This window comes from Bradyrhizobium mercantei (assembly GCF_001982635.1).
GTDB classification, from domain to species: Bacteria; Pseudomonadota; Alphaproteobacteria; order Rhizobiales; family Xanthobacteraceae; genus Bradyrhizobium; species Bradyrhizobium mercantei.
The window spans coordinates 191,641-203,951 of the sequence record NZ_MKFI01000010.1; the positions used below are offsets into that span (position 1 = coordinate 191,641).

Annotated in this window: 12 protein-coding genes; 9 read left to right on the forward strand and 3 right to left on the reverse strand. The window is 65.8% G+C overall.

Features of this window, described 5'->3' with window-relative positions:
• Nucleotides 1-108: 108 nt before the first annotated feature.
• Together BI327_RS36840 and BI327_RS36845 are read left to right on the forward strand one after the other, a co-directional pair.
• Entirely contained in the window at nucleotides 109-1,140 is a 1,032-nt protein-coding gene (locus BI327_RS36840; RefSeq protein ID WP_076866393.1) for an alpha/beta fold hydrolase, read from the forward strand.
• Nucleotides 1,141-1,154: 14 nt separating this feature from the next.
• Nucleotides 1,155-2,102, forward strand: a complete 948-nt coding sequence (locus BI327_RS36845) for a fatty acid desaturase (protein ID WP_076866275.1) — start codon at nucleotides 1,155-1,157, stop codon at nucleotides 2,100-2,102.
• A 61-nt stretch (nucleotides 2,103-2,163) separates the two neighbouring features.
• Here BI327_RS36845 and BI327_RS36850 read toward each other — a convergent pair whose 3' ends face one another.
• A complete protein-coding gene (locus BI327_RS36850; protein WP_076866277.1) occupies nucleotides 2,164-2,775 on the reverse strand; it encodes a TetR/AcrR family transcriptional regulator in 612 nt (203 codons plus the stop codon).
• A 211-nt stretch (nucleotides 2,776-2,986) separates the two neighbouring features.
• Between BI327_RS36850 and BI327_RS36855 the strand changes: the two genes are divergently transcribed.
• The 6 genes from BI327_RS36855 to BI327_RS36880 are packed head-to-tail and all read left to right on the forward strand — an operon-like array spanning nucleotide 2,987 to nucleotide 8,530.
• A complete protein-coding gene (locus tag BI327_RS36855; RefSeq protein ID WP_076866279.1) occupies nucleotides 2,987-3,916 on the forward strand; it encodes a Gfo/Idh/MocA family protein in 930 nt (309 codons plus the stop codon).
• A gap of 2 nt (nucleotides 3,917-3,918) precedes the next feature.
• Nucleotides 3,919-4,989: an aldose epimerase family protein gene (locus BI327_RS36860; protein ID WP_076866280.1), complete on the forward strand. Its 1,071-nt coding sequence runs from the start codon at nucleotides 3,919-3,921 to the stop codon at nucleotides 4,987-4,989.
• Between the two features lie 35 nt (nucleotides 4,990-5,024).
• The gene (locus BI327_RS36865; protein WP_076866395.1) at nucleotides 5,025-5,903 is read left to right on the forward strand and encodes an SMP-30/gluconolactonase/LRE family protein; all 879 of its coding nucleotides are present in this window, start codon (nucleotides 5,025-5,027) and stop codon (nucleotides 5,901-5,903) included.
• Nucleotides 5,904-5,962: 59 nt separating this feature from the next.
• Nucleotides 5,963-6,697 carry a TetR/AcrR family transcriptional regulator gene (locus BI327_RS36870; protein WP_076866282.1) on the forward strand — a complete coding sequence of 245 codons (735 nt, stop codon included), beginning with the start codon at nucleotides 5,963-5,965 and terminating at the stop codon, nucleotides 6,695-6,697.
• 19 nt (nucleotides 6,698-6,716) lie between these two features.
• Complete coding sequence (locus BI327_RS36875; RefSeq protein ID WP_076866284.1) at nucleotides 6,717-7,586, forward strand: hypothetical protein; 870 nt, start codon at nucleotides 6,717-6,719, stop codon at nucleotides 7,584-7,586.
• Nucleotides 7,586-8,530, forward strand: coding sequence for a DUF1932 domain-containing protein (locus tag BI327_RS36880; protein ID WP_076866286.1), 945 nt, complete (start codon nucleotides 7,586-7,588; stop codon nucleotides 8,528-8,530). Before BI327_RS36875 ends, BI327_RS36880 begins: the two co-directional genes overlap by 1 nt.
• A gap of 25 nt (nucleotides 8,531-8,555) precedes the next feature.
• Here BI327_RS36880 and BI327_RS36885 read toward each other — a convergent pair whose 3' ends face one another.
• Entirely contained in the window at nucleotides 8,556-10,028 is a 1,473-nt protein-coding gene (locus BI327_RS36885) for an MmgE/PrpD family protein (protein WP_076866288.1), read from the reverse strand.
• Nucleotides 10,029-10,369: 341 nt separating this feature from the next.
• Here BI327_RS36885 and BI327_RS36890 point away from each other — a divergent pair, with 341 nt between their 5' ends.
• Complete coding sequence (locus BI327_RS36890) at nucleotides 10,370-11,152, forward strand: SDR family NAD(P)-dependent oxidoreductase (protein ID WP_076866290.1); 783 nt, start codon at nucleotides 10,370-10,372, stop codon at nucleotides 11,150-11,152.
• Nucleotides 11,153-11,470: 318 nt separating this feature from the next.
• Here the strand turns inward: BI327_RS36890 and BI327_RS36895 are convergent, their stop codons facing one another.
• Nucleotides 11,471-12,283, reverse strand: coding sequence for an enoyl-CoA hydratase (locus BI327_RS36895; protein ID WP_076866292.1), 813 nt, complete (start codon nucleotides 12,281-12,283; stop codon nucleotides 11,471-11,473).
• Between the last annotated feature and the right edge of the window lie 28 nt (nucleotides 12,284-12,311).

The window sequence follows — 12,311 nt, forward strand, 5'->3', positions numbered from 1 at the left end:
CCGGTGTCATTCCACCTTCGCCACTCTTGCGTCGGCCTCCAATTAGTGTACTATTCGTACAGTTATTGAGGGCGCAACGTCGTGCCCGGGGCTTGAGGTCGAATGCCGATGACCACGCCAAGTGACTACGAGGTGTTTGAGGCAGGTCCAGTGACCTTGCAGTGTGGCGCGGTGTTTCCGCGGCTTGCGCTCGCCTACCAGACCTACGGCACGCTGAATGCGGCGAGGGACAACGTCATCCTCTATCCGACGTCGTTCGCCGCTCAGCATTATGACGTCGAATGGCTGGTGCAGCCGGGCGGGGCGCTCGATCCGGAGCGCTACTTCATCGTCATCGCGAATCTGTTCGGTAACGGCCTGTCCTCCTCGCCGTCCAATTCGAGCGAGGTGCTCGGCGGCGCGCCGTTCCCCGCCTTCAGCTATCATGATGCAATCGCGATCCAGCGGCGGCTGCTGGTCGAACGGTTTGGCGTGACCAGGCTCGCGCTGGTCTACGGCTGGTCGATGGGCGGCATGCAGGCCTATCACTGGGCCGCGCGTTATCCCGAGATGGTGGCGCGCGCGGCGGTGGTCTGCGGCAGCGCAAGGTGCTCGCCGTACAATCATGTCTTCCTCGAAGGCGTGAAGGCCGCGCTGACCGCCGACCCGGCCTATCAGGACGGCCGCTTCGTCGCCAAGCCTGCGGCTGGCCTTCGCGCGATGGGGCGCGTCTATGCCGGCTGGGCGATGTCGCATGAGTTCTATCGCGAGGAAGTCTGGCGCGGGGCCGGCTTCAGCTCATTGGAAGACTATCTCGCGGGATCGTGGGACGGTACCTTCGCGCGGCGCGATGCCAATGATCTGCTGGCGCAGATCGCGATCTGGCAGGCCGGCGACATCAGCCGTTGCGATGAATTCGCCGGCGATTTCGACCGGGCGCTGGCCGCGATCAAGGCGCACATCCTGCTGATGCCCGGTCGCACCGACCGCTATTTCGATCCGCGCGACAACGAGGACGAACTCGGCCGACTGGTCAATGCCCGCTCCGCGGCGCTGCATGCGATCCCCTCGATCCATGGGCACCGCGCCGGCAATCCCATCAACAACGCTGAAGACCGCGCCTTCATCAACCCCGAAATCTCGGCGCTCTTGCAACGCTGACCTGTGAGACGACCATGAGCACCGCCGAGACCAGTGACGCCGGACCTCGCCTGAAGCCGCTCAGCCCGCCGATCCTCCGCGATCTGTCGGCCAAGTCGAACCTTGCCGGCGCGGTGCGCGCGGCAAGCCACTACGGAATGATTGTGATCGTCGGCGCGCTGATCTCCTTGGTGTCGTCGCGCTACGGACTGCCGTGGGCGCTGCCGCTGATTGCCGTGCAGGGCTACTTCGTCGCGTTCCTGTTCATGGTGGTGCATGAGACCGCGCACAAGACCGCGTTCCGCCGTCCGGCGCTCAATCTCGTTGTCGGCAATCTGTCCGCCTTCATGATCGGACTGCCCTACCAATATTACTGCCTGTTTCACTGGGACCATCATCGCTACACCCAGGATCCGGAAAAGGACCCGGAGCTGATCGTCGGTCCCAAGCCGGCGTCGGACACCCAGCTCGCGATCGCCTATTCCGGATTGTTGCAGGTGCTGGTCCGGATCCGGCTGATGTTGCGGCATGCCCTCACCGGACGGGTGATCGTGCCGTGGATTCCGGCGCATAAGCGCGCCGCGATCGTGCTGGAAGCAAGGCTCTATCTCGCCGGCTATTTGCTGTTGCTCGTTGCGTCGCTCGCGCTGCACAGCGCAATCCTGCTGTTTGTGTGGATCGTGCCGCTGCTGGCCGGCCAGCTCATCCTGCGTCCGTATCTCTATGCCGAGCATACCGGCTGCGAGCGGACGCGGAGCGCATTCGAGAACACGCGCACCACGATGACCGGCCGGATCATGAAATGGTTCGCCTGGAACATGCCCTACCATGTCGAGCACCATGCCTATCCGACGGTGCCGTTCCATGCGCTGCCGAAGCTGAATGCGATCGTCGATGGCCACATCGTGTATCGTGGCCGCAACTACCGCGCCGTGACGAGCGAGACCTGGGCCTGGTTCCGCCGTCAGCGGCAGCATTCTTGACGTTTGAGCATGGTCTTATCGGAAAACCGCGGCACACTTTTCCGGATCATGCTCTGATCGCTCAAGCCTCCGCGCGTGGCCGCAGCACCAGATTGACAAGATTGCGCGCGTAGGCCGGCGTCAATGGCTTGATGCCGAAGACATAGCGGTAGAACAGGCTGCCATAGATCGCGTCATAGATGTCGCCGGCCACGCCCGGCGCACCGATGCTGCCGTCCTTCTGACCGGCGGTGATGATCTCAAGCATCTTGCTGCGGCGCAGGCCGAGATAACGCTCGTAGAACAGCTCCGCGGTGCCGGTCTTCGAGATGCATTCCGAGATCACCGCGAGCTGCACCCGGCCGAACTCGCCCTGCAGCGCCTCGACATAGGTCGAGACATGGCGGCGGATGCGGGCCACCGGATTGCCGGCCTCGGGCAGCGGCACGGCCCGCGAGGCCTGGTCGAGGAAGGCATCGATCAGCAGGGCCTCGCGCGACGGCCACCACTTGTAGATCGTCATCTTCGAGACGTTCGAGTGCCTGGCGATCGCGTCGATGGTGGTGGCGGCGAGGCCGGTGGTCGCCATCAGCGTATAGGCGCTTTGCAGGATCGCGGCGGTCGTCGCGGCAGAGCGCGGCCGGCCGCGCCGCCCCGTTGCCGCATCCTCCGTCTTCGCTTTGCCGCTCGCCATGGCCGGGATTTGCGTCCTGCGTCTTTGAATCAATGTCTGCCGTGTCGGCATATCATGGAATCGGACGCTATTTGAGATCGTTGCCGGCGAAGCGCCGGACTTGCGCGTTTGCAGTCAACGTCGGATCATGCCGTTGCTATTCGGCGCCGGCCTGTGATTCTTGCCTGCCGGCATCGGGCCGAAGAGGGTGGGCAGCAACGCGAGGACGGCCATGAGTGACCTGCTTCGCATCGCCATCGTCGGATTCGGCGAGATCGCAGGCCGGCAGCACGTGCCTGCGATCGCCAAGACGTCCGGCATCGCACTCGTCGCGGTGGTCGATCCGGCGAAGACCCCGCCGGGCCTGCCGCATTTCCGCGATCTGCAGGAATTGTTGCGCGACGGGCCGGAGATCGATGCGGTGGCGCTGTGCACGCCACCGCAAGTGCGTCATGTGCAAGCTGCCGCCGCGCTCGCTGCCGGCAAGCATGTGCTGCTGGAGAAGCCGCCGGGCTCCACGTTAAGCGAGCTCACGCCGCTGATCACGGCCGCGCACGAAGCGAGCAGGACCTTGTTCGCGACATGGCATTCGCGCTACGCGCCGGCGGTCGGGCCGGCGCGGCAATTGCTCGCGGGCCGCACGATCACCAAGGTGACCGTCATCTGGAGGGAGGATGTGCGGGTCTGGCATCCCGGCCAGGCCTGGATCTTCGAAGCGGGCGGCTTCGGCGTGTTCGATCCCGGCATCAACGCGCTGTCGATCCTGACCGAGATCCTTCCGCATCAGGTTTGTATCAGGAACGCGATGCTGGACTTTCCCTCCAATCGGGACGCGCCGATTGCAGCGCAAATCGAACTCACCGATCACAGCGGCTTGCCGATTCACGCCGAGTTCGATTTCCGCCAGACCGGGCCGCCGAGCTGGGACATCCTGTGCGAGACCGAGGCCGGGCCCGTGACGCTGTCGAAAGGCGGACGGCAGCTGCGCGACGGCAACAGGCTGGTGGTCGATGCCGCGGATGAGGAATATCCCGCGCTGTACCGCCGTTTCGTCGCGCTGACATCGGAGGGAAAATCTGATGTCGACCTCGCGCCCTTGCGGCTCGTCGCCGATAGCTTCATGGTGGGGCAGCGGCGCCTCGTCGAGGCGTTCGAGGACTGACAATGACATCAGCCAGCATTGCTCGCGCCCCCTTCGGCAAATTGCACGACGGCACCGTGGTCGAGCGCGTGACGCTCCGTGGCGCGCACGGCTTCGAGGCCGCCATCCTTCCCTTTGGCGCCACGTTGCAGTCGCTGGTGACGCCCGATCGCGACGGGATTTGCGACGACATCGTGCTCGGCCACGACGACTTCGGTGGCTATCTCGCGCAGCGCAAGTTCTTTGGCGCGACCATCGGGCGTTATGCCAACCGGATCGGCGGCGCGCGCTTCGTGCTCGATGGCGAGACGGTGACGCTCGACGCCAACAACGGTCCCAACGCGCTGCATGGCGGGCCGCAGGGTTTTGATCGCAAGTTGTGGCGGATCGTCGAACTATCGGATGATCCGGGGCCGACGTTGGTGCTGGAGCGCGAGAGCCCGCATGGTGAGGAAGGCTATCCGGGTAATCTCACGACGCGCGTGACCTATCTGGTGCGCAGTCCGATGGAACTCGCGGTCACCTACGAGGCGACGACCGATCGGCCGACCTGCCTCAATCTCACCAATCACAGCTTCTTCAATCTCGACGGCGCGCGTTCGGGCACGCCAATCCTCGATCACCGGCTGACGATCGCCTCCGACCACTTCCTGGCGGTGGACGCCACCGCGATCCCGCTACCGGGGCCGCCGCGGCCGGTCGACGGCACGCCGTTCGATTTCCGCGAGCCGGCAGCGATCGGCGCGCGGATCAGGATGAATGACGAGCAGCTGCGGCTCGGGCGCGGCTATGACCACAATTTCTGCCTGGCCTCGGGGGCCGGCCTTCGCCTTGCTGCGCGCCTCGAGGCGCCGCACAGCGGCCGCGTGATGGAGCTGTTCACCGATCAGCCGGGGTTGCAGTTCTATTCCGGCAATTTCCTCGACGGTTCGTCCGCGGGCAAGGGTGATCGGCTCTATCGCCAGTCTGATGCACTCTGTCTCGAGCCGCATGCCTGGCCGGATACGCCGAACCGGCCGGATTTCCCGTCGGCGCGGCTCGATCCCGGGCAGATCTACCGGCGCAGTATCGTCTACCGATTCTCAACCGTGTGAGTGATGCAATGACCGACCGTACCGCCGAGCCGCTGATCGAGGAGGTGCCGACATCCGTGCTGTCGGCCGAGCGCTGTCATCTGGGCGAGGGCCCGACCTATGACGCGTCGACCGACACTGCCTGGTGGTTTGATATCCGGGAGCGGCGCCTGTTCGAGCATCGCTTTGCAAGCGGTCGCACCGTTATTCACGCGCTGCCGAAAATGGCGAGCGCGCTGGCGCGGATCGACGGTGAGCGACAGCTGATCCTGACCGAGGATGGACTCTATGTTCGGCAAGTCGCCGATGGCCGCCTGGAACTGTTCGCCGCGCTCGAGGCCGACAACCCGCTGACGCGCTCCAACGATGCGCGCGTGCATCCGTCGGGCACGTTCTGGCTCGGCACCATGGGGCGCCAGGCCGAGCAGGGCGCCGGCGCGATCTATGCGCTGCATCAGGGACGCATCACGCGGCTCTATCCCGGGATCACCATCCCGAATGCGATCTGCTTCTCGCCCGCGGGCGACGTCGGCTATTTCGCCGATACCGCAACCAACGTGCTGCATCGCGTGCCGCTCGATCCAGCAACGGGATTGCCGACCGGCGAGCCGATCGATCTGATCAGGCATCAGGGTATTGGCGGGCTCGACGGCGCGGTCGTCGACGCCGACGGGATGATCTGGAACGCGCGCTGGGGCGGCGGCCGCATCGATGTCTACGATCCCACCGGCCGGCACCTGCGCGCGCTGAAGGTGCCGGCGAGCCAGTCGAGTTGCCCGGCCTTTGTCGGCCGCGATTTCTCGCGCGTGTTCGTTACCTCGGCCTGGCAGGACATGGATGAGGCGCAGCGCGCCGCCGATCCCGGGCACGGCCAAACCTTTCTGCTCGATGCCGCGGCGCGCGGCCGTGCCGAGCCGGACGTCAAACTGTCCTGAGCGCGGGCCCGCGGGCCGCCTTGTTGACGTGACCTGAATATTTGGACGATAGTACAAATATGGTCCGCAAGCCCGCCAAGTCCCACGTAAAGCCCGACGTGAAGGCCGCCAGCACCCGCAAGCCGAACATGCGCGAGGCGATCCTCGCCGCGGCGGAGGAGTTGTTCTCGACCTACGGCTTCAACGCCGTCTCGGTGCGCGACATCGCGCAGGCCGCCGGCGCCAATCCCGGCAGCGTGACCTATCACTTCAAGACCAAGGACGGCCTGCTGCTCGAGATCTATCGGCGGCATTGCGGGCCGATGAACCGGCGGCGCTCCGAGCTGTTGGCGGCGGCACGGCGGGTGCGCGATTTGCAGGACCGGCTCGAGGCGATCGTGCGCGCCTATGTGCTGCCGGCCTTCACGTCAGGCAGCGACCTTGCCGGCGGCGGAACGCGCTTCACGCGGTTGCGTGCGATCATGTCGGCCGAGGGCAATGAGGTGGTGCGCAAGATCATCGCGCAGACCTTCGACGACACCAGCCACGCCTTCATCGACGCGATCCACGAGAGCCTGCCGCATATTCCGCGCACCGACCTGGTCTGGCGCGGCCACTTCCTGCTCGGCGCGCTCTACTACACGCTGGTGACGCCGGAGCGCGTTTCGCGCTTGTCGCGCGGCAGCGCCGACGGCACCGATGCCGGCCACGCCATCGAGGAGCTGGTGCGCGCGACCGTCGCCGCGCTGCAGGCTCCTCCGCTCGACCAGCCACGCAAGGCAGCGGGCGCGAGCCCTGGCCGGGCACTGACCTGACCCTGCGGAGTTCGTCGCAATGGAGAAACTTCGGCTGCGCACCGTACTCGGCAATCACCCGCACATCCAGCCGGTGAAGCGCGGTGAGCTGCGCGCGGAGCTGTTCGATCTCGACTTCACCGAGTTCACGCCGACCAACGCCGCGTTCAAGCCGATGGTGCGCGAGCAGGCCTACGACGTCTGCGAGATGGCCATCGTCACCTATCTGATGGCTCGGGCGCGCGGCAAGCCGCTGGTGCTGCTGCCGGCGGCGATGGTCGGCCGCTTCCAGCATGGCCATGCGCTTTGTCGCGCCGATCGCGGCACGCTCACGCCTGCCGGTCTCGAAGGCAAGCGGGTCGGCATCCGCTCGTTCACGACCACGACGGGGGCATGGATGCGCGGCATCCTTGCCAATGATCATGGCGTCAACCTCGACCGCATCAACTGGGTCACGTTCGAGGATCCGCATGTCGCCGAATATGCCGACCGCACCGAACGTGCGCCGCAGGGCAGCAGCATCATCGAGATGCTGAAGGACGGCGAACTCGACGCCGTGCTGGGTGAGACCTCGAGCGACCCGGCGCTCAGGCCGTTGTTCGCCGATCCGGCCGCAGAGGCGGCGCGCTGGTACGCGCGGCATGGCGTCGTGCCGGTCAATCACCTGGTCGTGGTGACGGAACGGCTCGCGACATCGCGGCCGGACGTGGTCCGCAGCCTCTACGATCTCCTCAAGCGCAGCAAGGCAGAGGCCGGTCCGCCCGGCATGCCTGATATGGTGCCGTTCGGCGTCGAGGCCAATCGCAAGCCGCTCGAGCTGATGATCGACTATGGCGTGCAGCAGGCGTTGATCCCGCGGCGCGTCACGGTCGACGCGCTGTTCGACGACACAACACGGGACCTGAACTGATGACAATCTCCAGCGATCCGCGGCAATGGCAGGTCGGCATGCTCGGCTATGGCGAGGTCGGCCGCATCCTGGCCGAAGATTTGCGCAAGCAGGGTGTGAAGGTCGCCGCCTACGATATCAAGCTTGACCGCGAACAGGGCGGCACGCTGCGCGCACACGCGGCGGAGATCAGCGTCCAACTCGTGCAATCCCATGCCGACCTCGCGGCGCGGGCTGATTTCATCATCTCGGCGGTGACGGCGAGCCAGGCGGTGCCGGTCGCCGAGGCCAGCGCGCCCGCAATCAAGAAAGGTGCCTGGTTTCTCGATTTCAACTCGGCCTCGCCCGGGGCCAAGCAGCGCGCGGCGGTCCACATCGATGGCGCCGGCGGCCGCTATGTCGAGGGCGCGGTGATGACTTCGCTGCCGCCGTACCGGATCAAGGTGCCGCTGCTGCTCGGCGGCCAGGGTGCGCGGGAGCTGGCGCCGCTCCTGGTCGCGCTCGGCTTCGCGGCCAAGGTCGCGAGCGACGAGCTCGGCGTGTCCTCGGCGGTCAAGATGTGCCGCAGCATCATGATCAAGGGGCTGGAGGCGATGGTGATCGAGAGCTTCACCACCGCGCGCGCCTATGGCGTCGAGGATGCGGTGCTCGCCTCACTCAAGGAGACCTTTCCGGGCATCGATTGGGAGAAGCAGGGCGCCTATTTCTTCCAGCGCGTGATCGAGCACGGCCGGCGGCGCGCCGAGGAGGTGCGCGAGGTGGCCGAGACCGTGCGCGAGGCCCACCTGACGCCCTGGTCCGCGTCCGGCACCGCGGAGCGGCAGGGCTGGATCGCGGACCTTGCCGACGAGGGCGTGTTCGGGCCGAAGGGAACGCGGGACTTCGCCCGCAGCGCCGACTGGCGGACCGAGGCCGACCGGATCCTCGCGCGGATCAATACGGGATCACGCAAGGCGACAGCGTGATCACAGGACCGCGTTGCGCGAGACCTTAGGTCGAGACCGACAGCTTGGCGATCTCGGCCGCATCAGGCAGTTTCTCGACATTCCAGCAAGCGTCCATGACGCGGCGCGCCGCCGCGGCCGGAATGATGCCATCCGCGAGGTCGGCGAATTTGGTCTCGAGCTGCTTGTCGGTCATGGGAACCTCGACGCTGCCGATCGCGTGTTCGATGTAGCGATGCAGGGTGCGTCCGTCCTTGAGCAAGATGGTCATGTCGACCTGCGCCGGATCGATGCCCGGTGTGATCACGGGCATCACCTTGGAGCGCAGCGCGACGATGGTCGGGTCGGTCACCGCGCGGTCGCTGAACTGCTTTTCGCCGCCGGCGCCTTCGACCAGCGCGACGGCGACCGCGTGGTAGATGCTGAACTTGCCTTCGAGGCCCTCGCGCGGCGTCTTCTTGCCGGTCAGTTCGAGCACCAGCGGGTGCACCTTGAGATCGACGCGCTCGATCTGGTCGGCCGTCAGTTTGTTCTCGTTGCGCAGCTGGATTGCGGCGTCGATCGCCGGATGCATCACGATGCCGCAAGCGAACGGCTTGTAGGTGTTGAGCGCGGCTTCATAGCGCTTGCCGAGGTCGCCGAGGATCTCGTTGTAGTCCTGCTTGGTGCTGATCGTGTTGGCCCAGCCGCGCTTGGCCTCGATCATGCTGTCAGAGGACGTGAAATTCTTCGAGGCGAGCATCGCGGCGAAGATGCCGTTTGATGCAGCCCGGCCGATATTGAAGCTCTTGTTCATCGAGCCGAAGGATTCGCGCAAGCCCACCGGCTGCGACGCGGCAAGGCCGAGCGCCCACACCATCTGCTGCTCGTTGAGGTTCAACAGCTTGCCGACCGCAGCGGCCGAACCGAACACGCCGGCGGTGCCGGTGATGTGCCAGCCGACATCGTAATGGTTGGGATAGACCGCGTTGCCGATCCGGCATTCGGTCTCGACGCCCAGCACCAGCGCGTTGAGGAAGTCCTTGCCCGACACCGGCTGCATCTCCGACAGCGCGAGGATCGCGGACGCCACCGGGCCGGCCGGATGGATGATCGTCTTCAGATGGGTGTCGTCATAGTCGAAAATGTGGCTCGATACGCCGTTGAGGAAGGCGGCGTTCATGATGTCGAAGCGTTCGTGCCGCCCGAACAGTGAGGCCTGGGCCGGGCCCGAGAATGGCGCCAGCGCGGAGACCGCGATATCGACGGTTTGATGATGCGAGCCGCCGATTGCGACGCCGACCCAATTCAGCAGCGTGCGGACGCCTTCCTTGCGGACATTGGCCGGCAAGTCGTCGTACTTTGCCCCGACGAGATACTGCGCCAGCTTGCGCGTCACGTCCTTTGCAGGCGCGGGCTTGTTGGGTTCGGGTTTGGCCGGCTCGGCCGGCGTCTGCGCGAGCGCCGCGGTCGTGGCGGATGCGACGAAGGGGATGGTGGCCGCAGCCTGCAGCAGCGATCGGCGGTCGGTGATCGACATAGGGGGCTCCCGAAAAGCGAGATGGGTTTGGGCGGCTGGGCGAGCCGACCTTGAGCGGGCTATATCAGGCTATCTCAGGCGGGAGGAGGCGCCCGAAATGGTTGCCTGCTTCGCTCACGCGCCCGCTTGACGAATGCGGCGGAGTCGTTTCTGAAGCGCGGTTTAGACGGCGGAAGCAAGAAACCGCGCAATGCGCTATGATATGGCGCCGCTGATCGCAGGACGTAACGGTGAATCCGTCGCGTTCCCTGACGCCGCGCAATAGGCTATTGCTCGGGCCTCATTCTCGCATCAGTCCGGCTCTGGCGGAACGCGCAAACCGAAATCCTGGAGGCACTCCCATGAAGAATTCCGGCAAGGTCGTCGCCATCACCGGCGCGGCGCGCGGCATCGGCAAGGCCTGCGCGGCGCGCTTCCTGGCCGATGGCGCCAGGGTCGTCATCTCCGATGTCGACGCTGCCGGGCTGGTCCACACCGCCCAGGAGCTCGGACATGACGATCGGCTGCGGGCGGTGGAAGCCGACGTCAGCAAGCGCGCCGACGTCGATCGCATCGTCGCGACAGCGGTCAAGGAGTTCGGCCGGCTCGATGTCATGGTCAACAATGCCGGCGTCGCGCGCAACCGCGACTTCCTCGACATCAGCGAGGCCGAGTTCGACGACGTGATGGGGATCAACCTCAAGGGCGCGTTCTTCGGCGTCCAGGCCGCGGCGCGCCAGATGATCGCGCAGGGCGGTGGCGGCGTCGTCGTCAACATGTCCTCGGTCAACGCGCTGCTCGCGATCCCCTCGCTTGCGACCTATGCGATGTCCAAGGGCGCGATGAAGCAGCTCACCTCGGTGGCCGCCGTGGCGCTGGCGCCGCACGGCATTCGCGTCGTGGCGGTCGGACCGGGCACGATCCTGACCGAGATGGTGGCGACGGCGATCTTCTCGTCGGAGGACGCGCGGCGCAGCGTGCTGTCGCGCACGCCGGCCGGCCGTTGCGGCGAGCCGAGCGAGGTCGCCTCCGTCGTGGCCTTCCTCGCCAGCGACGACGCCTCCTACATCACCGGCCAGACCATCTATCCCGACGGCGGACGGCTGATCCTGAACTACACGGTGCCGGTCAACGAGAAGAAGTAGGGCGCCGCCAAAATATCGAAAACAACCCCATGCAAAGGAGCGGTCGGCGGCCGGCGTCGACCGGGCGGCTTGACACGTCGGGCAACTCAGGGATATATTTCTAATATTCAGAAATCGCGCGGGCGGTCCTCATTCTCACCTGTCATCGCCCGGTTCAACCGGGCGATCCAGTACGCCGCGGCTTCTCGGTTCAATAACATTCGTCTCTGGAATACTGGATCGCCCGGTCGAGCCGGGCGATGACGGTTTGTTGCGTGGCGGGAGGTGCGCTTTGATCCGGTACCGGCGCGCGGCTGGGCCACAGCCGACACCGCATCGCTACCGGCCCTTGAACTGCGGCTTGCGCTTTTCCATGAAGGCGTTGCGGCCTTCGCGGAAATCCGCGCTGTCCATGCAGTCGATGCCGATCTGCTTGATCGCGGCCATGTCGCGATCGGCGGGATCCTTCAGCACCTGCGCGATGGTGATCTTGGCGGCCTTGATCGCCAGCGGCGCGTTGCCCGAAATGGTGCGTGCGATCGCCATGGTCGCGTCCCACAGTTCGGCATCCGGCAGCACGCGTTCGACGAGGCCGATCCGCAGCGCTTCCGCGGAGTCGATCCGCATGCCCGTATACATGATCAGCCGCGCCCAGGACGGGCCGACCAGCGACACCAGATGGCGCAGCCCGTCATAGCCATAGGCGATGCCGAGCTTGGCGGCGGGAATGCCGAACTGGCCGCTGGTGCCGGCGATGCGGATATCGGTCAGCATCGCGACCTGCATGCCGCCGCCGAGGCAGAAGCCGCGGATGCAGGCGATCGTCGGCTTCGGGTAGTCGGCGAGCAAAGCGCGCTGGGCGGCGCTGCGCCGGGAATATTCCTCGGAGGCTTCCGCGTTATGCCGGGTCTTCTCGAACTGGCTGATGTCGGCGCCCGAGACGAAGGCCTTGTCGCCGGCGCCGACCAGGATCACGACGCGGACGGCCGGATCGTCACGCAAGGCGATCAGCGCCTCGCCGAGCCCTTCCCACATCTCCAGCGACATCGCATTGCGCTTGTCGGGGTTGTTGAAGGTGATGACGCCGACGCCGTCGACCACGCTTTGCAGGATCTTGCCGTCGGCAAGCGATTTGTTCGAGATGTTTGCCATGTGAGGTCCGCTCTGATTTCCACCAAGC

What these genes read in the sequence shown, in the direction of transcription:
- BI327_RS36885 (WP_076866288.1), bottom strand. Translation starts at nt 10,028, where the DNA reads ATGTCGATCACCGACCGCCGATCGCTGCTGCAGGCTGCGGCCACCATC.
- BI327_RS36875 (WP_076866284.1), top strand. Translation starts at nt 6,717, where the DNA reads ATGGAGAAACTTCGGCTGCGCACCGTACTCGGCAATCACCCGCACATC.
- BI327_RS36880 (WP_076866286.1), top strand. Translation starts at nt 7,586, where the DNA reads ATGACAATCTCCAGCGATCCGCGGCAATGGCAGGTCGGCATGCTCGGC.
- BI327_RS36840 (WP_076866393.1), top strand. Translation starts at nt 109, where the DNA reads ATGACCACGCCAAGTGACTACGAGGTGTTTGAGGCAGGTCCAGTGACC.
- BI327_RS36890 (WP_076866290.1), top strand. Translation starts at nt 10,370, where the DNA reads ATGAAGAATTCCGGCAAGGTCGTCGCCATCACCGGCGCGGCGCGCGGC.
- BI327_RS36850 (WP_076866277.1), bottom strand. Translation starts at nt 2,775, where the DNA reads ATGGCGAGCGGCAAAGCGAAGACGGAGGATGCGGCAACGGGGCGGCGC.
- BI327_RS36855 (WP_076866279.1), top strand. Translation starts at nt 2,987, where the DNA reads ATGAGTGACCTGCTTCGCATCGCCATCGTCGGATTCGGCGAGATCGCA.
- BI327_RS36845 (WP_076866275.1), top strand. Translation starts at nt 1,155, where the DNA reads ATGAGCACCGCCGAGACCAGTGACGCCGGACCTCGCCTGAAGCCGCTC.
- BI327_RS36895 (WP_076866292.1), bottom strand. Translation starts at nt 12,283, where the DNA reads ATGGCAAACATCTCGAACAAATCGCTTGCCGACGGCAAGATCCTGCAA.
- BI327_RS36870 (WP_076866282.1), top strand. Translation starts at nt 5,963, where the DNA reads ATGGTCCGCAAGCCCGCCAAGTCCCACGTAAAGCCCGACGTGAAGGCC.
- BI327_RS36860 (WP_076866280.1), top strand. Translation starts at nt 3,919, where the DNA reads ATGACATCAGCCAGCATTGCTCGCGCCCCCTTCGGCAAATTGCACGAC.